At 53.5% G+C, this 26,234-nt stretch carries 24 protein-coding genes; 4 read left to right on the top strand and 20 right to left on the bottom strand.

Features of this window, described 5'->3' with window-relative positions; genetic code table 11:
- Positions 1–35 precede the first annotated feature (35 nt).
- Complete coding sequence (locus tag FPZ45_RS02045; RefSeq protein ID WP_144698369.1) at positions 36–1,046, bottom strand: LacI family DNA-binding transcriptional regulator; 1,011 nt, start codon at positions 1,044–1,046, stop codon at positions 36–38.
- Between the two features lie 179 nt (positions 1,047–1,225).
- Between FPZ45_RS02045 and FPZ45_RS02040 the strand changes: the two genes are divergently transcribed.
- Positions 1,226–2,431, top strand: coding sequence for a quaternary amine ABC transporter ATP-binding protein (locus tag FPZ45_RS02040; protein WP_144697860.1), 1,206 nt, complete (start codon positions 1,226–1,228; stop codon positions 2,429–2,431).
- Positions 2,428–4,161 carry a glycine betaine ABC transporter substrate-binding protein gene (locus FPZ45_RS02035; RefSeq protein ID WP_144697858.1) on the top strand — a complete coding sequence of 578 codons (1,734 nt, stop codon included), beginning with the start codon at positions 2,428–2,430 and terminating at the stop codon, positions 4,159–4,161. Before FPZ45_RS02040 ends, FPZ45_RS02035 begins: the two co-directional genes overlap by 4 nt.
- 418 nt (positions 4,162–4,579) lie before the next feature.
- Here FPZ45_RS02035 and FPZ45_RS02030 read toward each other — a convergent pair whose 3' ends face one another.
- Both FPZ45_RS02030 and FPZ45_RS02025 read right to left on the bottom strand, forming a co-directional pair.
- On the bottom strand, positions 4,580–5,389 hold the full coding sequence (locus tag FPZ45_RS02030; RefSeq protein ID WP_144697856.1) for a pyruvate, water dikinase regulatory protein: 810 nt from the start codon (positions 5,387–5,389) through the stop codon (positions 4,580–4,582).
- 11 nt (positions 5,390–5,400) lie between these two features.
- Positions 5,401–6,042 (bottom strand): helix-turn-helix transcriptional regulator, encoded by a 642-nt coding sequence (locus tag FPZ45_RS02025; protein WP_144697853.1) that lies wholly within the window; start codon positions 6,040–6,042, stop codon positions 5,401–5,403.
- Positions 6,043–6,274: 232 nt separating this feature from the next.
- On the opposite strand from FPZ45_RS02025, the gene FPZ45_RS02020 reads away from it, so the two are divergent.
- A complete protein-coding gene (locus tag FPZ45_RS02020) occupies positions 6,275–7,507 on the top strand; it encodes an aminopeptidase (protein ID WP_144697851.1) in 1,233 nt (410 codons plus the stop codon).
- Between the two features lie 124 nt (positions 7,508–7,631).
- On the opposite strand, the gene FPZ45_RS02015 is transcribed toward FPZ45_RS02020, so the two are convergent.
- The 7 genes from FPZ45_RS02015 to FPZ45_RS01985 form a co-directional block, all read right to left on the bottom strand.
- Positions 7,632–8,276, bottom strand: a complete 645-nt coding sequence (locus tag FPZ45_RS02015; protein ID WP_144697850.1) for a bifunctional 4-hydroxy-2-oxoglutarate aldolase/2-dehydro-3-deoxy-phosphogluconate aldolase — start codon at positions 8,274–8,276, stop codon at positions 7,632–7,634.
- A 111-nt stretch (positions 8,277–8,387) separates the two neighbouring features.
- Complete coding sequence (uxuA, locus tag FPZ45_RS02010; protein ID WP_144697848.1) at positions 8,388–9,446, bottom strand: mannonate dehydratase; 1,059 nt, start codon at positions 9,444–9,446, stop codon at positions 8,388–8,390.
- Entirely contained in the window at positions 9,443–10,318 is an 876-nt protein-coding gene (locus tag FPZ45_RS02005) for a helix-turn-helix transcriptional regulator (protein WP_246120281.1), read from the bottom strand. The genes uxuA and FPZ45_RS02005 overlap by 4 nt, the downstream gene beginning before the upstream one ends.
- On the bottom strand, positions 10,311–11,183 hold the full coding sequence (locus FPZ45_RS02000; RefSeq protein WP_144698367.1) for a sugar phosphate isomerase/epimerase family protein: 873 nt from the start codon (positions 11,181–11,183) through the stop codon (positions 10,311–10,313). Before FPZ45_RS02000 ends, FPZ45_RS02005 begins: the two co-directional genes overlap by 8 nt.
- A gap of 16 nt (positions 11,184–11,199) precedes the next feature.
- Entirely contained in the window at positions 11,200–12,294 is a 1,095-nt protein-coding gene (locus FPZ45_RS01995) for a Gfo/Idh/MocA family protein (protein WP_144697846.1), read from the bottom strand.
- Positions 12,291–13,430 carry a Gfo/Idh/MocA family protein gene (locus tag FPZ45_RS01990; protein ID WP_144697844.1) on the bottom strand — a complete coding sequence of 380 codons (1,140 nt, stop codon included), beginning with the start codon at positions 13,428–13,430 and terminating at the stop codon, positions 12,291–12,293. Before FPZ45_RS01990 ends, FPZ45_RS01995 begins: the two co-directional genes overlap by 4 nt.
- 1,217 nt (positions 13,431–14,647) lie before the next feature.
- Positions 14,648–15,574, bottom strand: a complete 927-nt coding sequence (locus FPZ45_RS01985) for an AEC family transporter (protein ID WP_144697842.1) — start codon at positions 15,572–15,574, stop codon at positions 14,648–14,650.
- Between the two features lie 102 nt (positions 15,575–15,676).
- On the opposite strand from FPZ45_RS01985, the gene FPZ45_RS01980 reads away from it, so the two are divergent.
- Positions 15,677–15,985, top strand: a complete 309-nt coding sequence (locus tag FPZ45_RS01980) for a hypothetical protein (RefSeq protein ID WP_144697840.1) — start codon at positions 15,677–15,679, stop codon at positions 15,983–15,985.
- Between the two features lie 64 nt (positions 15,986–16,049).
- On the opposite strand, the gene FPZ45_RS01975 is transcribed toward FPZ45_RS01980, so the two are convergent.
- The 10 genes from FPZ45_RS01975 to FPZ45_RS01930 all read right to left on the bottom strand — a co-directional run bounded on the left by FPZ45_RS01975 (position 16,050) and on the right by FPZ45_RS01930 (position 25,747).
- On the bottom strand, positions 16,050–16,706 hold the full coding sequence (locus FPZ45_RS01975) for an SGNH/GDSL hydrolase family protein (RefSeq protein WP_144697838.1): 657 nt from the start codon (positions 16,704–16,706) through the stop codon (positions 16,050–16,052).
- A 96-nt stretch (positions 16,707–16,802) separates the two neighbouring features.
- Positions 16,803–17,726 (bottom strand): L-lactate dehydrogenase, encoded by a 924-nt coding sequence (locus FPZ45_RS01970; protein WP_144697836.1) that lies wholly within the window; start codon positions 17,724–17,726, stop codon positions 16,803–16,805.
- A gap of 31 nt (positions 17,727–17,757) precedes the next feature.
- The gene (locus FPZ45_RS01965; protein WP_144697834.1) at positions 17,758–18,537 is read right to left on the bottom strand and encodes a formate/nitrite transporter family protein; all 780 of its coding nucleotides are present in this window, start codon (positions 18,535–18,537) and stop codon (positions 17,758–17,760) included.
- 82 nt (positions 18,538–18,619) lie between these two features.
- Positions 18,620–20,215: a DUF2339 domain-containing protein gene (locus tag FPZ45_RS01960; protein WP_144697832.1), complete on the bottom strand. Its 1,596-nt coding sequence runs from the start codon at positions 20,213–20,215 to the stop codon at positions 18,620–18,622.
- Between the two features lie 15 nt (positions 20,216–20,230).
- Positions 20,231–20,941: a YwaF family protein gene (locus FPZ45_RS01955; RefSeq protein ID WP_186438184.1), complete on the bottom strand. Its 711-nt coding sequence runs from the start codon at positions 20,939–20,941 to the stop codon at positions 20,231–20,233.
- A gap of 179 nt (positions 20,942–21,120) precedes the next feature.
- Positions 21,121–21,780: a response regulator transcription factor gene (locus FPZ45_RS01950; RefSeq protein ID WP_246120280.1), complete on the bottom strand. Its 660-nt coding sequence runs from the start codon at positions 21,778–21,780 to the stop codon at positions 21,121–21,123.
- Positions 21,767–23,188 (bottom strand): sensor histidine kinase, encoded by a 1,422-nt coding sequence (locus tag FPZ45_RS01945; protein ID WP_144697828.1) that lies wholly within the window; start codon positions 23,186–23,188, stop codon positions 21,767–21,769. Before FPZ45_RS01945 ends, FPZ45_RS01950 begins: the two co-directional genes overlap by 14 nt.
- A 16-nt stretch (positions 23,189–23,204) precedes the next feature.
- A complete protein-coding gene (locus tag FPZ45_RS01940; RefSeq protein ID WP_144697826.1) occupies positions 23,205–24,011 on the bottom strand; it encodes an alpha/beta hydrolase in 807 nt (268 codons plus the stop codon).
- Positions 24,012–24,033: 22 nt separating this feature from the next.
- Positions 24,034–24,615, bottom strand: coding sequence for a thymidine kinase (locus FPZ45_RS01935; protein ID WP_144697825.1), 582 nt, complete (start codon positions 24,613–24,615; stop codon positions 24,034–24,036).
- A gap of 67 nt (positions 24,616–24,682) precedes the next feature.
- The gene (locus FPZ45_RS01930) at positions 24,683–25,747 is read right to left on the bottom strand and encodes a Gfo/Idh/MocA family protein (RefSeq protein ID WP_144697823.1); all 1,065 of its coding nucleotides are present in this window, start codon (positions 25,745–25,747) and stop codon (positions 24,683–24,685) included.
- Positions 25,748–26,234: the final 487 nt, after the last annotated feature.

Here is a 26,234-nt window from a genome sequence, read left to right as displayed (position 1 = left end):
TTCTGAAAAGCTTTTCAAATTCCGACAAAAAGCGTCTAATCCAGCGATTTCGTCGACGCCCTTACAATAATCTCGTGCGGCAAGTATTCCCGAAGGATCGGATCATCCCGCCCCTCGATCGCGGCATCGAGCTTCTCGACCGATCGGTATCCGATCTCATAGGTCGGTTGAGCGACTGTCGTGAGCTTGGGGATCATGATGTCGGACAATCGAATATTGTCGAAGCCGATGACGGAAATCTGCTCGGGAACCGAAATTTTTTGCTCGTGAAGGTAGCAGAGCAATCCCATTGCAAGCTCGTCGGATACGGTGAAAATCGCCGACACGTCGGGGCACTTCTCCATCAGTTTGGCCGCCGCGTCCGGCGTATCGTACGACCAACCGTTCACGTACACGATATTGTTCTTGCATTCGTCGAGATCGTGTTCCCTTAATGCGCGGATAAATCCGTGATATCTCGTTAAGCCGGCGATGCTGTCGGTCAGATCGAAGCCGATCATGCCGATCTTCCGGTGGCCGGAATCGATCAGGAACTTAACGGCATCGTATGCCGCCTGTTCGTCGTTGATCTTCACGGACGGAAGTTCGTATTCCATCGAATGCGTAGACACGAGCATGACGGGTATTTTCAGACGATTAAGCTCATGGTAGTAATCCGGATAGATGGGATCGCTGGTGTAGAGAATACCGTCGACTTGACGCTCGTAAAAATTATGGAGATAGGAAAACAATCGTTTTTTATCACGATCGGTATTGCAGATGATGAGGTTGTAGCCCAGCTTCTTGGACGCATCCTCCATGCCGCGGATAATATCGGCATAGTACGGGTTGCGAATGTCGGGAATGACGACGCCAAGCGTGTTCGTTTTCTTGTAGATCAATCCGCGCGCCAGGGCATTCGGCTTGTATTTCAGCTTCTCGATCGCCGCTAGCACCTGGTTTCTTTTATTCTCGATAACGGATTCCGGCGAATTCATGACTCTGGATACGGTGCTGATCGAGACATTCGCCATTTTCGCCACGTCTTTGATCGTCGGCTTCGTCATGGGCATCGCCCTTTCCACTCTTGAAAAGGTTTTCAAATTCTTCTTAAATGATATCGCTTACATTGGTAGCTGTCAAGGTAATTTTTAGTAGCGTTGTCCTTCATCTTGCGCGCGTAATCGGGAACGTTTTTGTAAAATCTAACTTAAATCCCATTTCTCCAAAGCCAAATGGAGGCACCATGCCAATCGTTGAAGTGAAAGAACTAACTAAGATTTTCGGACCGGAGCCAGTAAAAGCACTGAATTTGCTCGCCGAAGGCATATCGAAAAAAACGATCTTCGAGACAACGAAACATACGGTGGGCGTCAACCGCGTCAGCTTTACCATCGAAGAAGGCGAAATTTTCGTCATCATGGGGCTATCCGGAAGCGGCAAATCGACCCTCGTTAGAATGCTCAACCGTCTTATCGAACCGACCGGCGGGAAGGTGCTGATCGGAGGCAAAGACATCGTGTCCATGAATGCCCAGCAATTAAGGGAAGTAAGACGCGAGCGCATGGCGATGGTTTTTCAGAAATTCGCCTTGTTCCCGCACAGAACCATCATCGAGAACGTCGAATACGGGCTTCGGATCAAAGGCGTAGATCCGCACGCCCGCCGCGACAAAGCGCTGCAGTCCCTGGAACTCGTCGGCCTAAAAGGATTGGAATCCCGCTATCCCGATCAATTAAGCGGAGGCATGCAGCAGCGCGTCGGATTGGCGCGGGCGCTAGCCAACGCCCCGGACATCCTGCTCATGGACGAAGCGTTCAGCGCGCTAGACCCGCTTATTCGCAAAGACATGCAAGACGAACTGCTCGATTTGCAGCAAACGATGAAAAAGACGATCGTTTTTATTACCCACGATCTTGACGAAGCGCTCAGAATCGGGGATCGGGTAGCTCTGATGCGCGACGGGGCTATCGTGCAGATCGGCACGCCCGAAGAAATCATGATCAACCCGGCCAACAAATTCGTGCAGCGATTTGTCGAAGACGTCGATCTGTCCAAGGTGCTGACCGCTTCCCACGTTATGCGCAGACCCGAGACGATCTCTCCCGACCGCGGCCCCCGGGTCGCATTGCAGCTTATGCATGACAGCGGGGTTTCCAATCTGTATTTAGTGGACAGGTCCAGAAAGCTTCTCGGCGCGATCTCGGCAGAAGACGCTTCCGACGCGATCAAAAGAGGCCGGTCTTTAATGGACATCGCGATTCGCGACGTTCCAGTGTTCCGACCGGAGCAGCATTTGAACGAATTGTTCGAGGTCGTCAGCAGCACCCGCATTCCCGCCGCGGTTGTCGGAGAGAATGGCAAGCTGCAAGGGATTATATTGCGAGGAGCGGTGCTAGCCGCGCTGTCCGGCGGCAATGAGCATAACGAATCTGGAGGAGAAGGAAAATGACCAAACTTCCTCTGGATCGATGGGTGGAACGCGGCGTAGATTGGTTGAGCGTTCATCTTCGTTTATTGTTCGATTTGCTCGCTTCGATCATCAGCGGCGTCGTGAATGCCATCTCCTCCCTGCTTCATCTTCTGCCCGAATGGCTCATTATCGTGCTGCTGATCGCTTTGGCCTACCGCTTGGGTCGATGGAAGCTGGCCCTTTTCACCGCGATCGGTCTCGTACTGATCTGGGATCTCGGATACTGGGACCCGACAATGGATACGTCCGCGCTCGTACTGACTTCGTCGCTGATCTCCGTCGTATTGGGATTACCGCTCGGGATTGCCTGCGCCGGAAACCGCGTCGTTCAGAACGCGATCACTCCTTTACTCGATTTTATGCAGACGATGCCCGCTTTCGTTTATTTGATTCCGGCCGTTACGTTCTTCGGGCTGGGGGTCGTTCCCGGTGTAATCGCGTCCGTCATTTTCTCGATTTCCCCGACGATTAGGCTGACGAATCTGGGCATCCGTCAAGTGCCGGACGATCTGATCGAAGCTTCTGAAGCGTTCGGATCTACGCCGGGGCAGAAACTGTTTCAAGTCCAGCTTCCTTTGGCGTTGCCGAACATTATGGCGGGCATCAATCAAACGATCATGCTCTCCCTGTCGATGGTCGTCATCGCATCCATGATCGGCGCGCAAGGCGTCGGCGCTGAAGTGTATCGGTCGGTCACCCAATTGAACACGGGCAAAGGGTTCGAGGCCGGGCTCGCCGTCGTTATTCTCGCCATTCTGCTCGACCGCCTGTCGCAGAGATTGGTCGGATCGGACCGCCGGAAGCGCAAAGGCGGCTTGCGCCAAGCGGCCTGGATCGGCGGAGCGGTGATCGTCGCGATTGCGGCCGCGGGCGTTTATCACAATGTGCGCGAGGGAGCGGCGGGCAACGAAGCCGGAAGCATCGGAGAAACCGTCGGTAACCGGATTATCGGCATCGATCCGGGGGCCGGGCTGATGAAAGCGTCGGCGAAAGCTTTGCAGGATTACGAGCTGCGGAATTGGTCGTTGCTGGAAGGTTCGGGCACCGCCATGACAGCGGCGCTCGACAAAGCATACAAAGCGCAACAGCCGATCATCGTCACCGGTTGGACGCCGCATTGGATGTTCGTCAAATACGACTTGAAGTATTTGGATGATCCCAAAGGGTCGTTCGGAGCAAGCGAGGAAATCCACACGATCGCCAGATTGAAGTTGGACAAGGATCAGCCCTCCGCTTACCGTTTCTTGGATCGGTTCCACTGGACACCGTCCGATATGGAGAAAGTGATGATCGGCATCAGTGAGGGCAAAAATCCCGACGATGCTGCTGCTGGATGGGTGAAGGACAATGCCGCGACCGTGGACGAATGGGTAAAGGGCATTCCTCCTGCATCGGGACAGAAGCTCAAGCTTGCTCTCGTGGCGTGGGATTCGGAGATCGCGAGTACTCACGTTGTCAAGAACGTGCTGGAAAGCCGACTCGGATTTAAGGTGGATCTGCTGCAAGTCGAGATCGGCCCGATGTGGGCCGGCATCGCAGGTGGAGACGCCGACGCCATGGTCGCCGCCTGGCTCCCGACCACCTCCATCGATTTCTACAACAAATACAAAGGCAGCTTCGAAGACCTCGGTTCCAACCTAGAAGGAACCCGCCTGGGCTTCGTCGTCCCCTCTTATATGGACGTTAATTCGATCGAAGATTTACGTTAGTGGTAAAGGCGGATTCCCGGGGCTGAGGCAATTTAACGGTCTCTCAGGCCGTTACAGCGTCGGAATCCCAGTACCGGGGCGATTTAGCGGTCTCTCAGACCGTTATAGTGGTGGATTCTCGGGACTGAGGCGATTTAGCGGTCTCTCAGACCGTTATAGCGGTGGATTCCCGGCACTGAGGCGATTTAGCGGTCTCTCAGACCGTTATAGCGGTGGATTCCCGGCACTGAGGCGATTTAGCGGTCTCTCAGACCGTTATAGCGTCGGATCCACGGGGTTGGAGCCTTCCAGAAGACTGTTACCGCCACACGCACCTATTCCCACCGCCCCCCTGCAACATCAAACGAGCAGAAACCGCAAAAAGCCCTTCCGTCTTCCTGCTAGGAAGAGAAAGGGCCGTGTATTCTGCATGACTATATTATGGTGCCATAAGTTCAATGATCAATCCGGCTGTCTCTTCGATCGCTTTCTCGGAAACGTCGATTATCGGGCATTGCAGCCGCTTCATAATCTCGTTAGCAAACGTCAACTCTTTCTCAATGCGCTCCATCGAGGCATAGTTCGCCTGGCTCGGCAGGCCTAACGCCTTAAGCCGCTCCGTGCGAATTTTGAGCAACCGCTCCGGCTGCATCGTCAAACCGACAACGAGCCGATTAGAAGCCGAGAAAAGCTCCTGCGGAGGTTTCACCTCGATCGTCAGCGGGTAGTTGGCGGTCTTGATGCCCTTGTGAGCCAAGTATATGCTGAGCGGAGTCTTGGATGTGCGCGAGACCCCGACTAATACGACTTGCGCCTGCACAAGGCCCCGCGCATCTTTGCCGTCGTCGTACTTCACGGCGAACTCGATCGCTTCAATTTTCCTGTAATAGTTTTCGTCCATTTCATGCAGTAGGCCCGGCTTATACTTGGGAGAATCGTTAAACGTATCGATAAAAGCTTGCATCATCGGGCCCATCACGTCCACCGCGCGCACGCCTAGCCGAATCGTCTCTTCGCGCATCGTCTCGCGCAGCTCAGGCTGCACCAGCGTATAGGCGATAAATCCACCGCATTGCATCGCCTCGTTAATGATCGACTTGATCTCGTCCTCATGCTTGATGTTGCCGTATCTCTTGATCTTGACCTGTTCGGTTGCGAATTGCCTCGCCGTTGCCCTTGCCACCGCTTCGGCGGTTTCTCCGACGGCGTCCGAACATACGAATATAATCTTCTGTCGTTGCTCCGACATCCATGTTCCCCCTACTCGACGATAAAGCCCGAAGTCAAATCCACCAAAGCTTGCGTCATGTTGGTTTTCGTGATTCGCCCGACCACTTCGAGACGGCTCCGATCGCCGTGAATATGGACGACCGGCAATCCGCCGACTTGATGGTCAAGCATCTTTCTGGCGGCTTCGAGCAGCGAATCGTCGGGAGTCACGTAAGCGAGGCGCGGCACTCTGGTCATCACCATGCTAATCGGAATAGCCGCGGCGTTCGGGTTGCCGAGCGTCACCTTAAGCAAATCCTTCAATGAAACCATGCCCGTAAGATCTCCCTGATCGTCGGTCACGGTCAGAAAGCCGGTATTTTCCACGAACAACGAAATCACCGCGTCGTTCACGGTCGAGGTTTCGACGATGACGACGGGCCGATTCATTACGTCCTTTACCTTTAAGTTCATGACTTTCTCGCTCTGACGTCCTTCAGAGGTCATCACCTTGCCGAGAAAATAACCGACTTTCGGCTTCGCGTCGATATAGCCCAACATCACCAATACGGATAAGTCCGACCGGATCGTCGGACGGCTGATGCCCAAGCATTCCGCGATCTGCTCGCCGGTAATCGGGGCATGTTTCTTCACGATATCGATAATCGCGACTTGTCTTGCCGTGAGTTCGATAGCATCCTCACTCCTCTATACTCTCTCGAAATCCGTTCGCGCCGGCCGTTCCCGGACTCGCGGCGAATCATTTTGCTATTTACGGTATACCACAAACCTATTTATGACACAATATTTCCCGCGATAATTTTATATATGGACATATTTCATGAAAAGCTTATGAAGAAGCTATTCCTTTTTGCTTAAGTTATCGGGACAAGAGTATAATAAAACACAAAGGAGAGGATACATAATGAAGCCATTCCAGCAACGTCTGGAGCAATATGCCGCGCTGGCCGTGGAAGTCGGCGTCAACGTACAGCCGGGTCAACAGTTATGCATCATATCGCCGATATCCGCCGCCGAATTCGTTCGGGCGGCCGTTAAGCGTGCCTATGAGATCGGAGCGAAGTACGTTCAGGTCGACTGGAGCGACGAAGAAGTCAGCCGAAGCCGGCTCGAGCTTGTATCGGAAGAGACGCTTTCCTATTTTCCTACTTGGCTTACAGACAGCAGAGTAAAAATGGCTGAAGAGGGCACCGCGTTCCTGCACGTCGTCGCGGAGAATCCGGATATCCTGCAAGGCGTCGATCCGAAGCGGATCGCTCTTTCGACCAAAGCTCAGCAGACCGCGATGCAGCCGTTCAGACGTTTTACTCTCAATAATATATGCGCTTGGTCTATCGTTGCTTATCCAACTCAACCATGGGCAAACAAAGTATTTCCGGAGCTTGCGGAGAACGATCGCGTCAACGCTCTCTGGGAAGCGTTCTTTGCCGCAGCGCGCGTGAACGAAGAAAATCCGATCGAACATTGGCGGGAGCACGCGGCCACCTTATCCGCCAAGGCAAAATGGCTGAACGAAAAGAAATACAAGGAGCTTAAGTACCGCGCTCCAGGCACAGATCTGACAATAGGTTTGACCGACGGGCATCTATGGACGAGGGCCGGAGGAACGAATGCGGCAGGCACCGCCTTCATTCCCAATATACCGACGGAAGAAGTATTTACTTCTCCGCACAGGGACAAAATCAACGGAACGGTATCCAGCAGTAAACCGCTGAACTACGGCGGCAAGCTGATCGAGAACTTCTCGTTCACCTTCAAGGATGGACGCATCGTCGACTATAGCGCTGAGAAGGAATACGATACTCTGAAGCAACTCGTCGAGACGGACGACGGTTCGCATTATTTGGGAGAGATCGCTCTCGTACCCCATCGTTCCCCGATCTCGGACACGAACTTGATTTTCTACAATACGTTGTTCGATGAAAATGCTGCCTGCCATCTGGCGATCGGCTTCGGCTTCCCGTTCTGCATCGAGGGCGGTCTTGCGATGAGCAAAGAGCAACTCGGAGACAAAGGGATCAACCATAGTCTGACTCACATCGATTTTATGATCGGTCGGGCGGACCTAGACATCGACGGAATTACGGAGGATGGAACCGTGGAACCGATCTTCCGGAACGGTAACTGGGCAGTCTGAGTCGATGGGGGCTATTGGCTAGAGTTCTTATGAAACAATCGCAGAATGCTGGTCAAACAAAACAACCGAGATTAGGGGGCATCGTCCCCCGTCTCGGTTGTTTTGTTTTCGGCGTCTCCGCCTATTATATCGTTCGAGCTCCCTGGGCTTTATTCGCGAAAGCTTGCGCGTGCACCCGAAGTTCATCGAATTTGCCTTCCGCGATGAGCCGCTTATCGAGCAAATTCCCGCCCATGCCAACGGCGAACGCCCCCGCTTCCAGCACGGCGTCGATATTGTCCAGATTCACTCCGCCAGTAGCGATCATTGGAATCGTGCCCAGCGGCGCGCGAATTTCTTTCAAGTAGTTAATGCCGAGCGCGCCCATCGGGAACAGCTTGACTGCGGATGCTCCGGCCTTATAGGCACGTACGATTTCCGTAGGCGTCATCGTTCCCGGCCACACTTCCAGACCTTGCTCGACGCCGTGATAGACGACATCCTCGTCGAGGTTGGGCGAGATCAAATATTGTGCGCCCGCGGCGATTGCTTCCTTGGCTTGCCCGATATCGAGCACCGTTCCCGCTCCGATATGCATGCGGTCGCCGTAGGTTTCGCGCAGCCAGGAAATCATCCCCAGCGCACCGTCGGTGTTCAAGGTGACTTCAAGAAAAGAAATTCCGCCGTCGGCAAGCGATTTCGCCGCCGCCAGCAGTTGTTCCGACGTATAACCGCGGGCGATCGCTATGATCTTCTCGCGGGATAAAGCTTGCATGAGAGTAGAGGCCATGGGGAAGCTCCTTTATCGCTAGTCATCAGTTCGATCGGATGACGGCCAACGTCGCCGTACCCGTCTCGTCCCATTGTACCACCGACGCGAGTTCGATGAAACCAGCCTGCGCTAGCCCTTCGTTGCCGCCCGCTCTTTGCCGATCGCTTCCCACATTCCGTTCAAATACACGGCTCCGAGGGCGCGATCGTACAACCCGTAACCCGGTCTCCCTGTTTCTCCCCAGATCATCCGGCCATGGTCGGGACGCGTCGGCCCTTCGTATCCGATATCCCGAAGCGCCCGTACGATCTCCGCCATATCGAGCGACCCCGCCGAGGACAAATGCGCCGATTCCTGGAAGGAGCGCTCGCCCGTAAACTTGATATTGCGCGCATGCACGAAGTGAATTCTGCCTTCCTCGCCGAAGCGGCGAATAAGCGCCGGGATGTCGTTGTCCGGGTTTGCGCCGAGCGAGCCGCTGCATAAGCATAGCCCGTTTACGGATCCATCGTACAGCCGGATAAACCTCTCCAGCGCGTCTCCGCCGGTAATAATGCGCGGCAATCCGAAGATCGGCCAAGGCGGATCGTCCGGATGGATCGACATGAGGACGCCTGCTTCCTCCGCGACCGGCATAATCGCCTTCACGAAATAAGCGAGATTGTCCCAAAGCTTCTCCTCGTCGACCAACGCGTATTGATCGAATAGAAGCTTCAGATCCTCTTTCCTATAGCTGCTATCCCATCCCGGAAGCTGAAGCTCCCCGGTTAGCGGGTTCATGCGCTGCACGACTTCTTCATCGTAAATAAGCGCGTTCGAGCCGTCCTCCAGAACGTAGTCAAGTTGGGAGCGAGTCCAATCGAATACCGGCATGAAATTGTAGCAGACGGTGCGAATTCCCGCTTTGCCCAGATTGCGAAGCGTTTGTCTGTAGTTGGCGATGAGACGGTCCCGATCAGGGAGACCCAGCTTGATGTGCTCGTGAACGGGCACGCTCTCTATGACACTGAGCTCAAGTCCCGCCGATTCGATCTTCGCCTTTAACTCCAAGATCTTGTCGAGAGGCCATGCCTCGCCGACCGGCACATCGTAGATCGCGCTTACGATGCCGGTTACGCCAGGGATCTGGCGAATTTGCCATAGTTGGACGGGGTCGTCGTCCCCGTACCAACGGAATGTCATTTTCACGAGCTCGTTCCCCTCTCCACGGTCCCGGCTGCCGTCAAGCCGCTTCCGGAACCGTCTTCCCGGATTTGTTTTTTATATTTTTCCGGCGAAACGCCAACTTGCTGCTTGAACAATCTACTGAAATGAGCCAGATGTTTGAAACCAAGCCGGAAGGAAACTTCCGTTACGGCCAGCTCCGGATTCAGCAAAAACAAAATTTTCGCTTCGTTGATTCTTTTGCGGAATACATATTCGAAGATCGTCGCGCCTGTAACTTCTTTGAAAATTTTCGCCAAATAGGATTTGCTTAGATGAAGCTCGCTCTGGATTTGCTCCATGCTCAGCTCTTCTTCCGCATACCTTCCTTCAAGCCACGCGATCACGTCTTGTACCGTTCGTTCCTTGTCTGACGGAAATTCCTTTTGCCGTCTTAACGGTTGAAGGCATCGTTCGTAAATAAAGTGCAGCAAATCGACGAACGCCAGTCGCAATCGCCCTTCCCCGACCGGATCTCCCCTAAGCTGATGCTCGCGCATGACTCCGAGAATCCGTTCGGCCTCCTCTTTATCCGCGCTCCGCAAGCTTAGCCGATAGTTCTTGAATTGATCAAACGGCTGCATGAACGGAATCGCCTGCGGCATCTCCAAGAACGGCCTTAGGATCGCCGGATCGAAATGAACGATCGTCCGGATGTACGGAACCGAAGGGTCGATCTTCGGACAATGCAGCGTCATCCCGTACATGAGGATCAAGTCGCCGGGAGACAGCGTATAAATCTGGTCTCCGATCAAATAATTGCATTTGCCCTCGTGAAAATAATAGATCTCGTAGAATGTGTGGGAGTGGAAGATCGGCTCGAACGCGCCTTTCATCCGGTAGTTGAACTCAAACACCGGACTGAAGCTCCTTCAGAAGTCCCCCGATATAGTCGGCATAATGGATGAGCATTGCCCGAGATTCCGCGAACTGCTTGCTGAAATCCTCCACCCCAAGATAACCGTCGTAACCGACCGTCAGAAGATCGGAGAGCACTTGTCTCCACGGCACCATCCCTTCCTTCAACGCTACCCATTCGCATTGCCATATCGCGCTGCCGTCCTCGGATGTTCCGGTTTTTATCCATCCCGCGTTTTTCACGTGCACATGCGCCAAGTACTGCCCCAGAATTTCGAGCGCCATCCTGTAGTTCTCGAACCCTTCGTGCACCGTGTTGCCAGGATCGAATAGAACGCCCACTGCGTCCGGATCCAATCCATCGACGAGCCTGCGGGCGCCGGAGGCGGTGGCGGCGATCGTCCTGTGATGAATCTCGACCAAACCTTTAACTCCGTACTTCCGGCAAAGCTTCTCCGCTTCGGTCAAGTAGGTGCGCGCCGACGCGAACAATTCGTCAAATCGTTCACTGCGGTCATATCCCGGAACGCCAAGCCGTATATAGGTGGCCCCCATGTATTGCGCCGCCTGCAGCACTTTCTCGGTCGATTCCAAATCGCCGGATCTCAAGTACGGAGTTACGCTGAGTGTCTCGATCCCATATCGGTCCGTCGCCTGCTTGAAGCGATCCAGCTCCGCAGTCCCTCCTGAAGGGCGAATCGTGCATAGATTGTTCCCCCAGAACGACGGGGACTGGCTTGCCGCTTCCGCCGGAATATCCGTATAACGCCATTCCACGGCCTGCAATCCCGCCGCTTTGGCCGCCGCTGCGAGCTCTTCCGGTCCCATCTCCGGTGTGGCGACTGTAAATACCGATAACTTAATCATCGGATACTCCTCCTCAACTGAAGTTCGTGCCGAACATATCGATCCTGACCGCCGACGCCTGCGCTTGCAAGCATAATTCCGCCGCCTTGAACGCGTGCGCCTGAGTCATCGCTAATTCCGTCCGATTCAAGCTGTCCAGAATCAATTCTCCGAAGAACGGATAACCGACCTTTCCGCCCAGCTCCATGTGAAATTCTCCTTCGTCGTTCACGAGATAGAGATGGTCTCCCGTCGCTTGATGCGCGATATCGACGTACTTCCGCAGCTCGATGTACCCTTTCGTCCCCAATATAACCGTACGTCCGTCTCCCCAAGTCGACAAACCGTCCGGCGTCAGCCAATCGACGCGGAAATAGTTCGTCGCCCCGTTGTCCCCGACAAGAGTCGCATCCCCGAAATCCTCCAACTCCGGGTACAAAGCATTGTTGTAATTCGCGACTTTGCTGTGCGACACTGTCGCGTCCTTGCAACCCGCGAAGTACAAAAACTGCTCGATCTGGTGGCTGCCGATATCGCACAGGATTCCGCCGTACTGCGCCTTCTTAAAAAACCAATCGGGTCTTTGCGCGGCATTAAGGCGATGCGGGCCGAGGCCAAGCACTTGAGCGACGCGTCCGATCGCCCCGTCCTGTAGGAGCTGCCCGGCGAATACCGCGCTCTCCACATGCAGCCGTTCGCTGTAGTAGACGGCGTATTTGCGCCCCGTAGTTCGAACGGCTCGCCTCGCCTGCTCCAACTGTTCAAAAGTCGTAAACGGCGTCTTGTCCGTAAAATAATCTTTGCCATGCTCCATAACCTTGATTCCAAGCGGACCTCTATCACAAGGAATGGCCGCCGCCGCGACGAGCGCGACATCCGGGTCCTGCAAGATTTCCTGCTCATAAGCGGCAGGCCGCGCCTGCGGATAAACCTCGACGAACCGACGGACTTTGTCCGGGTCGGGATCGTACACCCATTTCAGTGTTGCGCCCGCTTCGATTAATCCGTTGCACATCCCGTAGATGTGACCATGCTCGAGGGACATCGCCGCGAACGTGAATTCTCCCTTACCGACGACAGGGCGAGGTTTTCCTTGCGGCGCGTAATTCATGCCGTTAGTCCGACTCATGCTTTACCCCCTTTGCCCGACGCACTGGCAGAACGGGTAATCTGTTCCTGAAGCTTGTCGTGGAACAAGTCCTCGTCGATCGGAAGGTCGACCCATCCGTCTGTCCATGTGGATAGCAGCATCGCATTGGAGATCGTCAGTCCTTTAATGCCTTCTTCGCCCGGTGCAAGCAGAGGCGTGCCATGAAGAATCGAATCCGTCCAATTTTGCGTGATCTCCTTATGCTGCGTTCCTCCGGGTTTGATCGGAATATCGAACTTCCAGCATTCCGGCTGGGCGAATGCGTCCCGATTGTCGCGATTAAACTCGGATTCCAATTGGCGAAGCCGCCAGAACGTCATTTTATCATCCTCGATGACGATTTTGCCGCGGTCTCCAGAGATTTCGAACCGGTTCGTTCCCGGCGTCTCGTAAGTCGACGTCACGAACACGCCCGTCGCCCCGTTCTCATACTCCGCATAAGCGGTCACGTCGTTCTCGACTTCGATGTCGCGATGCTTGCCGAAGGCACAGAAAGCACGTATCCGCTTCGGCATCAACCCCGTCGTCCACTGCCACAGGTCGAGCTGGTGGGGGTCCTGGTTAATCAGCACTCCTCCACCTTCTCCGGCCCAGGTCGCTCTCCACCCGCCGGAATTGTAATAGGCTTGAGAACGGTACCAATTCGTAATAATCCAGTTGGTGCGGCGGATTTCCCCAAGCTCTCCGGATGAAATCAACTCTTTAAGTTTGATATATAGCGGATTCGTGCGCTGATTGTACATGATTCCGTAGATTTTACCGCTTCGAGCTGCCGCTTCGTTCATCTCGCGCACTTGTTTCGTATAGACGCCTGCCGGTTTCTCGACGAGAACGTGCATGCCGCACTCGAACGCTTCGATCGCTTGCCTCGGGTGATCGTAATGCGGCGTACAGAGCAATACGCCGTCTACCTCGCCGGAACGGAACATCTCGCCGGGGGTCAGGTAAGTGTGAAGCTGATCTCCCCACTTCTCCTTCGCCCAGTTCAATCTCTCCTCGCTCACGTCGCTGACCGCCGTCAGAACGGCTCCTTTTACTTGACCTTCAATCAAATAGCGGGCATGCCCGGATCCCATGTTCCCCAAGCCGACAATTCCGATTCTCACTGTTTGCAAGCAACATTCGCCTCTTTTCGCGTTGTATAGAATGCTAAAGCCGTTGTATAGAATGCTAAAGCCATTGTATCACGATTGACTGTAAATAAACTTAACTCTCAGGCATTGGATGTTTACACGCGTTTAACTGTGAGTCCACTTAACGGTACCGAAGCCATGGAATGAACAATAAAAAAACCGTTAGGGAAAAACGCCCAGACGGTCCTTTTGAGTTTGAAGGATTTCCGATTCTTTGTGTCAAAAAATGGAGGTTCGTCGCTCATAGCGATGTTTTTCATCGTACTTGCTCTCAACCCGTGCCCCGCGAGGCGGAAGTACGATGTTCTTCATCACTAATCATCCCGGGGGCGCGCAATAAGTGGCAGCTCGCCGCTAATATCAATGTTTTTCATCGTACTTGCTCTCAACCCGCGCCCCGCGAGGCGGAAGTACGATGTTCTTCATCACTAATCATCCGGGGGCGCGCAATAAGTGGCAGCTCGCCGCTAATAGCGATGTTTTTCATCGTACTTCCTCTCAACCCGTGCCAAACGAGGCGGAAGTACGATGTTTTTCATTGCTAATCATCCCGGGGGACGCGCAATAAGTGGCAGCTCGCCGCTCATAGCAATGTTTTCATCGTACTTGCTCTCAACCCGCGCCCCGCAAGGCGGAAGTACGATGTTTTTCATTACTAATCATCCCGGGGGCGCGCAATAAGTGGCGGTTCGTCGCTCATAGCGATGTTTTTCATCGTACTTGCTCTCAACCCGCGCCCCGCGAGGCGGAAGTACGATGTTCTTCATCACTAATCATCCCGGGGGCGCGCAATAAGTGGCAGCTTGCCGCTCATAGCAATGTTTTTCATCGTACTTGCTCTCAACCCGCGCCCCGCGAGGCGGAAGTACGATGTTCTTCATCACTAATCATCCAGGAGCGTGCAAAACGTGGCGGTTCGCCGCTAATAGCAATGTTTTTCATCGTACTTGCTCTCAACCCGTGCCAAACGAGGCGGAAGTACGATGTTTTTCATTACTAATCATCCCGGGGGCGCGCAATAAGTGGCAGCTCGCCGCTCATAGCGATGTTTTTCATCGTACTTGCTCTCAACCCGTGCCAAACGAGGCGGAAGTACGATGTTTTTCATCGCTAATCATCCTCCAATCAAGCAGTCTCTACCTCAAGAAAATCTGCCCGAGACGGATGAATGACGACATTTTACAGGTTCGATATTCTCTTCATATTCTCAGCAAATAAATAGCGGCCGTAACCGTCACGATGCTCAGCGCCGTGGACATCAATACGCTCTGGGAGGCGAAGTCCTTCTCGTTATCGAACTCCACCGCCAGCAGCACGCTCGAGAGAGATGTCGGAACGGCCGACGATACGATCAACGCCGACGCCGTCATGTCGTCCACCCCAAGCAGCAGCACGACGCCCCAAGCCAGAAGCGGTCCGGCGACCAGGCGCAGTGTCGTCGCGATGCCGACGTCGAGCGCAAGTTTACGGCTGAGAAACCCCTTCATGTCTCCAAGCTGCACGCCGAGCGTAAACAAAGCCATCGCGATAAAAGCGTGCGACAAGTAACCGACCGAGATGTCCACGGACTCAGGCAGCGGCACGCTAAAGCCGCGCATAAGCAAGGCTACCGGAATGACGTAGATCACGGGCATCGACAGAATGACCTTGCGAATCTCGCGCCAAGTCGCCTTATGGGCGTTCACGTTGTAGATGCCGTATGTATTCGGGATGAGCGATTGCATCATCATGATAATCACTTGGATAGAAAGCGTATACGTATTGCCGGAAAACGCAAGCTGGTTGATCGGGATCCCGTAATTCGCGCTGTTATAGAACAAGACGCTGTTACGCATCGCCGCTCTCATGCCGCCTTTGTATTTTCTCACCCTAACGACCGCTTCAAGAACTGCGTATTGCAGCAGCATAAAGATGACGAAAAATAACAGGACTTGCCCGAACAATTGCAACGATATTGCCGTACCGTATAACAGCTCGAACATAATCGCCGGAGAGAATAAGTAAAAATTAAGCTTCGATAACGTCCGAATATCCAGCTTGAAGATCCGATGCAATGCGATTCCCAAACCAATTACGATAGATAAAGGAAGTACGTTATTCCACAGAATGTGCAGGAAAATGTCCATGTTGTCTGAGATCCTCTCTCGCCGCATAATCCGCCTTTCCGAGCCAGGCGTGGTATACTATTAAATAACTACCAGATTACCATGAGAGAAGGATGAAGTGAAGTGGCTTTCGGGATTAACAGAGCGGAACTGAACGCGTGGAAGGAAGCGGTCTCTCGCGGAGAAACCGCGTTTTTGACGCATTATTGGCACGATCCGCGTTTTCCGGATTTTCGTACGGTCACGAAAGTCGGCAATTCCGATTTCGAGCGTCTCGTCGCGTGGTGCGTCTCCAATGGACTAAATCCTAAATATATTCATAACCGTTCTCCGTTCCCTCATTTCGACTTAATGGGATGGAAGCAGCGGGAAATTCTCCTGAAGGAAAAGCTGTTCGATCAAATCGAGCGGTTCAGGCTGAACGGAGAATAATGATATTCGTAAAAAATGAAACCGCCGATTCTCTCGCATAACGAGATATTGGCGGTTTCATTTTTTAAGCTTTGTTCCAATCGAATCCAATGGCGTTCAGGAAAGCTCTCGCCAGAACGACGTGTCCCGCAGGCGTCGGATGCACGCGGTCCCAAGCCAGCGTCGCGGAGTATAAATCCTTCAGCACGACGTTATATGCCACTTGCGTATCTACGAACAAGGCTCCATACTCCTGGGCGATTTTCTTTACGATCGCGCCGTATTCATCCATTCTAATGCGCATGGCGTCCTGCTCGTTGCTCTCGAGAAAGAACGGCGTCATCAGTACGATGTTGCCCACGAGAGGTTTCGTTCGCTCGACTAGAGCGCGCAGCGTCGTTTCGTACTCTTCCGGATATACGTGCCAATCCTTGATAAACGGCGTGTCGAATTGCCGCCAGACGTCGTTCGTGCCGATCATGACCGAGAGCCAGTCCGGTTTCTGATCCAGAACGTCCTCTTGCCATCTGTCGCGAAGATTGACCACATTGTTGCCGCTTGTCCCCACGTTCACGACCCGGATGCCAAGCTCCGGATATACCGCCGTCAAGAACGCGTCCACCATGGACACGTAGCCTTTGCCCAGCGCGCCGAACAGCCCTTCGCCGATCGGTCTTGCCCGTTCGCAATCCGTAATCGAATCCCCGATGAATAACAGCTTCTGACCTTTTTGCAATCGCATGTCCAGTCTCTCCCCTAATCGGATCCATATTGTACTCATGCTTCAGACAACCTCATTGTACAACGGATCGTTTTTCGGGTATAGCCGGATCCGGGCTCAGGATGGTAGAGAAATCGACTCGATTAATCCTTTGAGCTTATCCGCGGACCGATGCAGAAGCTCCGTCTCATCATCAGTCAATTGAATGTCCATCACTTCGCGAACGCCGGAACGATCGACGATGCAAGGAACGCCTAGGAACACGTCCGATATGCCGTGGTAGTCCTTCAGCAAGGTGGAAACATTAAGCACCGCGCCCTCGTCCCGCAGAATCGCCGTTACGATCCGGTCCAGAGCCAGCGCGATCGCGTAGTAGGTTGCACCTTTGGCGCTAATAATCTGATACGCCGCATCTCGCGTATTCTCGAAAATCTCGTTCTTGTCGGAATCGCTCAGCTGCAGCTTAGCCCCGGCCACGTTCGCAAGGCTCCAAAGAGGCAGCTCGGAATCGCCGTGTTCGCCGACGATGTGACCATGAACGCTACGTGGATCGATACCCAACTTGTCTCCGATCAAATACCGGAATCGGGCGCTGTCGAGCAGTGTGCCCGATCCAATGATGCGATTAATCGGCCATTGCGATTTCCGCCAGGAGAAATAGCTCATAATATCGACCGGGTTGGACGCGATCAGCATAATGCCGTGCGAGTTGACCTTCGTCACTTCCGTGACGATGCTGTCAAAGATCGCGACGTTGCGTTTCAGCAGATCGACGCGTGTCTCCCCCTCGCGCTGTGCCGCGCCAGCCGTAATGATGATAATATCCGCATCGGCGCAGTCCTCGTATGTACCCGCCCACAGCTTCGCCCCTCCCAGGAAAGGCATGCCGTGATTCATATCCAGTGCATCTCCGAACGCTTTCTTTTGATTGGCGTCGATCAGCACCAATTCGTCTACCCGATTGCGCAGCAGCAACGTATATGCCGTCGTGGAGCCCACCGCTCCCGCTCCGATAATGACCACTCTCGTTTTATTCGCCATTTTACCGTTCCTCCAGCCGTCTTTAATGTTTCTAGTCTTCCATAAAAGGTTTATTCACGTAATAGTACATAAAGCCCATCAGCAATCCCCCGCCGATCAGGTTACCAAGCGTAACTGGAATCAGATTATGCATGACTCCGCCGAACGAGATCGTTCCCGGATGGTTAAGCACGAGCGCGATCGCGAACGTGCACAGATTGGCGATGCTATGCTCGTAACCGGAGATGAAGAAGCAGAAAACGAACAGAAGCATCGCGAACATTTTCGCCCCATCGGTCTTCATGAACATCGGCAGGAAGAAAGCCATACATACGAGCCAGTTACATAGAATCGCCCGGAAAAAAAGTTCCATGGCCGGCGCGTGCATTTTCTTCTCGACGACACTGAGCAGGAAACCGTTCACGGAAGATTCATCGAACAGCCCGGTCGTATAGATCAGGCAGGCAAATACGGCCGCGCCCAGCACATTGCCCGTAAAGCTTAAGACCCAAAGCTTCGCCGTCGTTCGCCATTCCATCTTCTTACGCAATGCCGCGTACGAGTAATAGAACGTATTGCCGGTAAACAAATCTCCTCCTCCGTACGAAATCAAAATGATCGCGGAACCGAAAGTCAGAGCCGCCATCGGGTAAGTCATCGCCGAGTGCTCGTTGTAGAAAAAGCTGCCGGTCTTGAATGCCACGATCACCCCGAAGCCGATAAACATGCTCGCCAGCATCGAACGCGCCAGATAACGCAGCAAGCTTTGTTTATATATCTTATATTTCTTCATCGCCAGCTGTTCTACCTTCAATAACGCTTCCGTTTCCATGCCCGTTCCCCCCAACGGCCCGTTGCCGGAACTGAATTTGATATTTTGACATTATCACATTGAGGGTTTTAACACTGTGAGGTTAATCACAATTAGGTTCCAAAGATACTTCCTTCCGTTCATTATTCCATTTTCCGTTTACCCAGGTGATTAAGAAAGAAATTCCGGCCAGCACGAGAAGAACGGCAAACTTATATAACATCATCTTGCCTTCTAAATCCAAGAACAAGGCTTTGCACCCGACCAATACGAGCACGATGCCGCCGAAGACGCGGAATAACCATTGATGGCGATAAGTCCCCCATAGACACAAGAGAAGGGCGTAAATCCCCCAGGAAACGCTTAGGGAAAGTTGCAAAAGGCGGTCCGCCGTTTCATCCGCATAAACGATAAATACGTTGCGGATCTGAACGGTCAACAATCCCCCAACGATCAGATGCGAGAACACTGCAAATAGATTCGACAGAAACGTTCCAGCGGCTTTCGGCGTCGCTACGGCTATCCCTTTCGCGGAGAAGTAGAAACCGATTGCCGCTAGCAGCATCCAGGACAGCGCTCCCCAGTTGAGGAAAGGAATGAACGTTCCGAACCAATCGCCGCGCGGTGCTTGCCAGGTCACCGCAAACCAGTAGAATCCGACGATTGACCAGATCGTTACAGAAGCAAGGCTGACGACCGCCGATCTTCTGAACTGGCCGATAATGGCGAGAGCGCCGGCGATGCCTCCCCATACGAATACGTTAATGAGCGGTTTGGACGCAAGACCGCTTCCAAGGTGCGAGGAAGAAAGCAGCAGCATCAGCGCGCCACCAAGCAGATGTCCTGCGGAAGCCGTTTGAATCCGGGTCACGAGCCGATAGATAATTCCTCCGGAGATTAGATAACAGACGCCGATCAATGCCAATATCGAAGAATAATGAACTTCTCCTTGTAGGATGAATATGGACCAACTGCCGAATAAGACGCCGTTCGCCAAGCTTAAATAGAGGTTCCAGCCATCAAAGCAAAGATTATCTTTCCAGGACGAAAGAAGGAAACCGATCAGGTAAAAAACGAATGCAGCTAACGCATAACGCAGCGGCATGCTCCAGACCCCGTCGGTCGATGGAGAGAAATGCACAAAATAGGTCGCATACACGATCCATGTGCCAACGAACGCGACAATTCTTAATTCGTTCCATTTTTTCGCGATGCTTAGAAAGAAAAAAGCCGAGTTCAGGACGAGCAGATATAGGAACAAGGTGAAGACTTGATCCGTGTCCGGTTGCATGAGCAACGGGGATAACAGTCCGCCGGCCAGCGCGATGTTCATAAGCAGTCTCGAATCGAAACGGAAAGCATAAGCGGAAGCCCCTGCCGTTACGGCCGTCATGCCGATGAGGACGGTCATCGGGCTCCATAACCGGTAATAGATGCCTGCAAAAGAAAACGTCGCATACAAGATACAAGCGCCGAGACCGATCAAAATCTGAACGCCGGCCAACCAACCGGGCTTGCGCGAAACCAGAGCCTGACCCGCGACGCACAATCCCGCCCCGCTTAGCAACCCGAATGCGATTTTCAAACCGTCGGTGATCCAGCCTTGCTCGACGGAATATTTGAATAACGTAACGAATGCCGCCAGAATAAACAATACGCCAAGAAGGGATGTCCAATGCTTGCGAATAATGGGTTCCATATCGGAAACAGCCTCCTACGAGTGGGATGAAAGTCTCGAATCTACGCGCAACAACCGATCCATAAGCCTTACGACGAAGTACAAGAAGAAGCAGAGAATCAACGCAACCAGCTCCAATTCGAGCAAATACCAGGGCCATGGAGCAAGCAGGTCCAACAAGGACGCGGTATCCGGCTTGCGGGCGAGAAACATGAAGTTGGTGCCGGCGACCGCGTTCGTAATCGCTGCGGGAACCGCAAGCGCGTGCAGCCAGCCGAGCGCTCGAAATATAGAAGCCGTCGTCGGACGATAGTCTTCGATCACCGTCAAGAACAGGCTTGCTCCAATTATGGCTCCATGCGCAATAAAGAAGTGAAAGAAGCGAAACTGCGGATAGCCCGCATCCAGATTCGGAGTCAGGAGCGCCTGCAGCGCGCCCATGAGCCCGAGGAAAAACGTGACCTCATATAGCCTGCGGCTGCGAGTCAGCAAAAGCAGCGCGGACAGCCACATCATGATGCTGCACAGCTGAAAGGGGAGCGAGTAGACGCCCCAATTATCCGTTAGGCCGTACCAGACTTGCAGCGAGAGTTCGCACCCGACCAACAATGCGACTAATGCGTATCTCGCATAACGGTTCGCTCTCGGCGTTCTTAATCGCTTGCGAAAAATCACAATCGCGCACACGATAACCGCGGCCATCGCGATGCCGAGCATATGCGCAGCCGAGAATGCCTCGAACGCCATCTCCATCCCTCTTTTCCGAGTATTGGAAGAGCCTCGTCACACCTTTATTCTAGAAAATCCGCACGCAAAAAAAAGTACCAACTTTATATGGTACCCCTAACGTGAGTATTGTAATCTGGCTTAGCGAGAGAGGCACGGGATCGAGGAGAAGGCCCTATACCGAGCCTCAGTCGGCCGCGTTAAAACAAACCTTTATCTTTTGCTTCCCGCGCCGCAGCTTTGGATCCCGGAGAACCCAGCTTCTTGAGGATGCGGTTGATATGATTTTTGACCGTGCGGATGGACACGAAGAGGCGGCCCGCGATTTCGGTTTGCGTATAACCATTGTCGATCAGCTTCAATAATTCCAGTTCGGAAGGCGTAATCAGATCCTGCATTTTCTTCTTCTCGAATTCCATTTCCAATAGCTTCAAGCGGCGGAACTCCTCGCGCATCCGCTCGGCGGCGGCCGGGCTAATCGGCGACTCGCGGCGCGCGGCAGCCCGAACGGCAGCTGGGAGAGCCTCGAAATCGGATTTGATCTGGTAGTCGATCGCTCCTGCTTGGAAAGAACGGAGAATGAACTCTTTCTCCTCCATCGAAGTCAGCATGATGACTCTCGCGCCTGTGGCGGTCGCCGTTTCTTCGGCCAACACTATGCCTTCCGGTTCCCCGTGCAGCATAATATCCATCAATACGACGTCAACGGAATATTCTCCGGATAAGAGCGACTTCCTCACTTCTGCAGGATCGTCCGAAGCCAACGTCACCTCGATCCCGTTTTGTCCTCCCATATAGGCGCAAAGTCCACGAAGCCAATCCTTGTCATCCTCGATTATCCATACTTTAATTTGATCCACCGATGGCGCTCCTTTCGACAGTTGCATCACGGTCGGCGACTTGCGGCTTAACGGCTTGAACGCTCCGTTTCGGAAAAACCATAAACACGCTCGTACCAACGCCTATTTTGCTGCGGATATAGAGCGAACCCCGGTGCTTGCGCATGACGTAATAAGCGTAAGGCAAACCGAGACCGAAGTTCGTTTCCTTGCCGCTTTTGGTCGTATAGAACGGTTCGAGAGAGCGCACGGCTTGGGCTCTGCCCATCCCCGGACCCGAATCCGTTATTTCCAAGGTCAATTCGCGCTTTCCCTCCCGCAACGCGATGAATAATCGGCCTTCACCGTTCATGGCCTCTATCGCATTGGAGATCAAATTATTCAATGCTTCCCCCACTTGCGCCGGATCGATCTCGCATTGCCAATCCTGCATAATATCCAACTCTAACTTGATGCGTCCCAGTTGCACCCCGAACGGCTTAAGCGTATCCGTGATCAACACGTCCAAATGAACCGATCTGGGCCGTATTTCGAGATCTTCCGTCCGACGGTGAACGCGGGCGATCATCTCCTGAATATGAGAGGACGCTTTCTGGACGACGGCGAGGTCCTCCAACAGCTCCGGTTGATTCGTCGTTTCGGCGTAGGTTTTCATTTTCTCCGTAAAAAGCCGCATTTTTCCCACATCGTTCTTGATCGCATGATTCAGGATCGCCGTTCCCGAGGTTACCGCCCGCAGTGTGGAATCGAGCCTCCTCCGGTCGACGAGTACGCGCAATCCCAGAAATCCGTACGTGAACAGCCCGAAAAGGAAGACGACGACGCCGATGATAACGAACCATACGTTGTATTTCCACATCCGCAGCATGCCGAGAGCCGGCAGCACGTAACTCATGATCATCGTAAAGAGGGCGGGGGGCAGCACTGCCAAGCAGATCAGCCAATGCGAATGTGACAACGCCCGATGGCCGATTTCCTTGGAGACGATGATCGCCGCGGCCGCCAGAAAATAAGGAACCGCCCACCAAACTACAACGGAAAAGGAGATCGGATGATATTCGTTATATCCCGGAGTCAAGAAAAGGCATAATACGATCGGAAGAAGCAATATAAGCGATATGAACCGTCGTGCGGTCCCCCTCAGGCGAGGAGGATTGTATGCCAGAGCAAAAAGCATAAAAGAGTAGGGCAAGCCGTAATAGGACGTCAAAGAAGAGGAGGCTTGCACGAAATAAAGCGCAGCCTCTATTTTGTCCGAAGGACGGGAGTCATGAATATATGGAATCATTACTTCGGATAACGTCGCCGCGAGCGCTCCCGCACCTCCGCACAGCGCTGCCGCGCTCAGCCTTCGGTTAACGCGGGATCGGGGATCGGCTAGCAACAAGACAAGCGCGACCGCCCATAACGCGATCCATACGAATAACATCACACCAGCCCCTCGCCTACAATCCCTGCCTTTTCAGCCATAAACCGCAAATATCGGTCCATGTCGCCGTGTGCGGGTCCCCTTCAGCGAGCCCAAGTCCGTGACGCCCCGTCTCGTAAACGTGCAGATCATACGGAACTTTGTTCCGGCCGAGAGCAGCGGCAAACATCAGCGCGTTCTCGACGGGCACAACATCGTCGTCGGTGGTATGCCATAGAAACGTCGGAGGCGTATCCGGCGTTACTTGCGTCTCGCAACTGAACGACTCGATCAGTTCCGGCGACGGAGCCTCTCCGAGCAGATTTAAGCGCGAGCCTTCGTGCGCATAGGGCGGTTTCATCGTAATGACCGGATAACATGGCACGATCGCGTCCGGCCGGCAGGATATTCGATCGATCGGATCTTCCGCTTCTGGATTGCCGGCATCGTAATGCGTACCGACGGATGCCGTCAGGTGCCCGCCCGCGGAAAAGCCAAGCACGGCGATTTTATCCGCGGCGATTCCCCATCGTTCGGCATGGAACCTCACGTAACGCACCGCTCGCTGCGCGTCCAACAGCGCGCACGGATAGCGGTAAGGGGCTACGCGGTAACGCAGCACGAAAGCCGATATGCCGATCCGGTTCAGCCAGAGCGCGATCGGCTCCCCCTCATGTTCGGCGCGCATGCTGTATCCACCCCCGGGGATGACGATAACCGCTCCTCTGCCGCGTTCTTCTGCCGGAAAGGCTTTAATCGCCGGAATATCCTCTTCGCCTCCGCCTAGGGTCAGCGGAGCATCTCCCGGCCATAGTTTGATCCATTCATTTTCCGCATTGAACATTTCGATCCCCCGCGTCCTCATCTTATTTTCTGAAAGCTTCGTTGTAGCAGCGTCGGCACACCGGCTTATAGTCTTCGTTGCCACCGACCTGGATTTGCTCGCCTTCGTTCACGGGCACGCCGTCTTTGAACCGGATTACCATCGTCGCTTTGCGGTCGCAGTACCAGCAGATCGTCTTGATTTCTTCGATCTTATCCGCGTAGACAAGCAGATTGTAGCTGCCCTCAAACAATTCGTTCTGAAAATCATTCTTCAATCCGAACGCCATGACGGGCACATTGAGCTCGTCCACGATGCGGGTCAATTCGACGATGTGATGCTTCTTCAACCACTGCGCTTCGTCGATGAGCACGCAATAGTAGCGGCCCGATTCCTCGAGCTGTCTTTTGACGGATTCATATAAGTTCGTGTCTTCGTCCACGGGAATCGCGGAACGCGTGAATCCGGCCCTGGACCCGACTCGGTCTGCTCCGTTCCGCGTATCGATCACGGGTGTGAAGATCAATACCGGCTTACCTTGTTCCTCGTAATTGTGCGCGACCTTGATAATCTCGAAAGATTTGCCGCTATTCATCGTTCCGTATTTAAAATACAACTGAGCCAAGTCCGTTACCTCCGGTACTAAGTTGTGATACAGCATCAATTATACAATAGGAGAGCCGGCTTCCATATCATTTGTCGATATTTCTCGACTCGGTATCGTCAATCATGTCGGAGAGCCTGATTTTCCGCCCTGTCTTCGAGCTCTCGATCGCGCCGAGCACCATCGCCATGCTGCGGATATTGTCCCGGCAATCCGTTTCTGCGCGCCGCTGCTCCGCAAGCGATGCGAACATCTCGTCCAGGCACGATTCGTGGAACGGCTTCACCTGCTCCCGCGAGTCGGCCTCGATCCGGATATGCTCTCTCATGAAACTCTCTTCCTGTTCTCCCGGAGCGACGACTTCGGCATACGGTTGACCGATGCCATCCCAGACGATCGTCCCCTTCTCCCCTGTGACGCGCCATTCCGCTTCCCAGGAAGTCGGGGCGCCCTCCGCGCACCAGGACCCTCTATAACAGAACACCGAACCGTCCGACATCTCGAAAATGCAGATGGCCGCAGCTTGTCCCTCATACCAGGAACCGGCGGGATTAAACTCCTGGCAGTAAACGGTAACGGGATCGGCTCCTAGAATAAGCCGGGCTTGATCGAACGTATGGATCGCCATATCTAGCAGCAGCGGGCTATTCATCGCGTCACGGAATCCGCCGAAATGCGGCGCAAGGAAAAAATCAGCTCCCGCATATCCCGGCTTCCCGATATGACCGGCCGTAATCAGTTCCCGCAACGCACGGATGCGGACATCGAAGCGTCGATTTTGCATGACCGCGTGGTTGCGCCCCGTCTGGTTTGACACGTGAACGATCTCCATACATTGCTCAGAAGTCTCGGCGAGCGGTTTCTCCGAGAATACATCGCATCCCAGCTTCATTGCCGTCGTGCCGACAGAATAATGGCTTGCCGGTACCGTAATATCGAAAACGAGATTAGCCCCGGTCTCTTCAATCGCTTGCGCGATATCCGTATACGTGCGACATGCGATCCCGTGCTTTTCCGCCATCGCTTGCGCGTATTCCGCCTTAATATCGACGAGTGCGACGATTTCGGCGTCCGGCCGTTCCAAAGCGTACTTCACCCATGTATTCGCCATGCCCCCACAGCCCGCAACCGCGATTTTGTACGTAGTCGTCATTTTTGCGCCTCCCGAACCTTATTCTCATGATGAAATATCTTATGATACAAATATTACGACTTAAATCGACATAAGCCTGCCTTCGCATGCAAAAAAAATACTCGTCATAATCCTATTGTCGCAAAAAGCGGCAATGACGGGGACACGTTCACGCATAACACTCCATTGTCGCAAAAAGCGACAATGGCGGGGACACGCTCGCGCGTCTCTCTCCCATTGTCGCAAAAAGCGACAATGACGAGGATATGTTCGCTCGTAACTCTCCTATTGTCGCAAAAAGCGACATTGACGAGAATATGTTCGCTCGTAACTCTCCTATTGTCGCAAAAAGCAGCATTGACGAGGACAAGTTCGCTCGTAATTCTCCCATTGACGCAAAAAGCGGCATTGACGAGGATATGTTCGCTCGTATCTCTCCCATTGTCGCAAAAAGCAGCAATGGGAGTGGTCGATCCCCTATCATGGTCAGAAAAAAACCGACCCTACC

The sequence above is a fragment of the Cohnella terricola genome (assembly GCF_007786475.1).
GTDB lineage: Bacteria > Bacillota > Bacilli > Paenibacillales > Paenibacillaceae > Cohnella > Cohnella terricola.
This window is presented reverse-complemented; position numbering and strand designations above follow the sequence as displayed.

Bases quoted from the DNA above. Each gene is read 5' to 3' on its own strand.
- FPZ45_RS02045 (WP_144698369.1), bottom strand. From the start codon at position 1,046: ATGACGAAGCCGACGATCAAAGACGTGGCGAAAATGGCGAATGTCTCG.
- FPZ45_RS02040 (WP_144697860.1), top strand. From the start codon at position 1,226: ATGCCAATCGTTGAAGTGAAAGAACTAACTAAGATTTTCGGACCGGAG.
- FPZ45_RS02035 (WP_144697858.1), top strand. From the start codon at position 2,428: ATGACCAAACTTCCTCTGGATCGATGGGTGGAACGCGGCGTAGATTGG.
- FPZ45_RS02030 (WP_144697856.1), bottom strand. From the start codon at position 5,389: ATGTCGGAGCAACGACAGAAGATTATATTCGTATGTTCGGACGCCGTC.
- FPZ45_RS02020 (WP_144697851.1), top strand. From the start codon at position 6,275: ATGAAGCCATTCCAGCAACGTCTGGAGCAATATGCCGCGCTGGCCGTG.
- FPZ45_RS02015 (WP_144697850.1), bottom strand. From the start codon at position 8,276: ATGGCCTCTACTCTCATGCAAGCTTTATCCCGCGAGAAGATCATAGCG.
- FPZ45_RS01995 (WP_144697846.1), bottom strand. From the start codon at position 12,294: ATGAGTCGGACTAACGGCATGAATTACGCGCCGCAAGGAAAACCTCGC.
- FPZ45_RS01985 (WP_144697842.1), bottom strand. From the start codon at position 15,574: ATGGACATTTTCCTGCACATTCTGTGGAATAACGTACTTCCTTTATCT.
- FPZ45_RS01975 (WP_144697838.1), bottom strand. From the start codon at position 16,706: ATGCGATTGCAAAAAGGTCAGAAGCTGTTATTCATCGGGGATTCGATT.
- FPZ45_RS01970 (WP_144697836.1), bottom strand. From the start codon at position 17,726: ATGGCGAATAAAACGAGAGTGGTCATTATCGGAGCGGGAGCGGTGGGC.
- FPZ45_RS01965 (WP_144697834.1), bottom strand. From the start codon at position 18,537: ATGGAAACGGAAGCGTTATTGAAGGTAGAACAGCTGGCGATGAAGAAA.
- FPZ45_RS01960 (WP_144697832.1), bottom strand. From the start codon at position 20,215: ATGGAACCCATTATTCGCAAGCATTGGACATCCCTTCTTGGCGTATTG.
- FPZ45_RS01955 (WP_186438184.1), bottom strand. From the start codon at position 20,941: ATGGCGTTCGAGGCATTCTCGGCTGCGCATATGCTCGGCATCGCGATG.
- FPZ45_RS01945 (WP_144697828.1), bottom strand. From the start codon at position 23,188: ATGTTATTCGTATGGATCGCGTTATGGGCGGTCGCGCTTGTCTTGTTG.
- FPZ45_RS01940 (WP_144697826.1), bottom strand. From the start codon at position 24,011: ATGTTCAATGCGGAAAATGAATGGATCAAACTATGGCCGGGAGATGCT.
- FPZ45_RS01930 (WP_144697823.1), bottom strand. From the start codon at position 25,747: ATGACGACTACGTACAAAATCGCGGTTGCGGGCTGTGGGGGCATGGCG.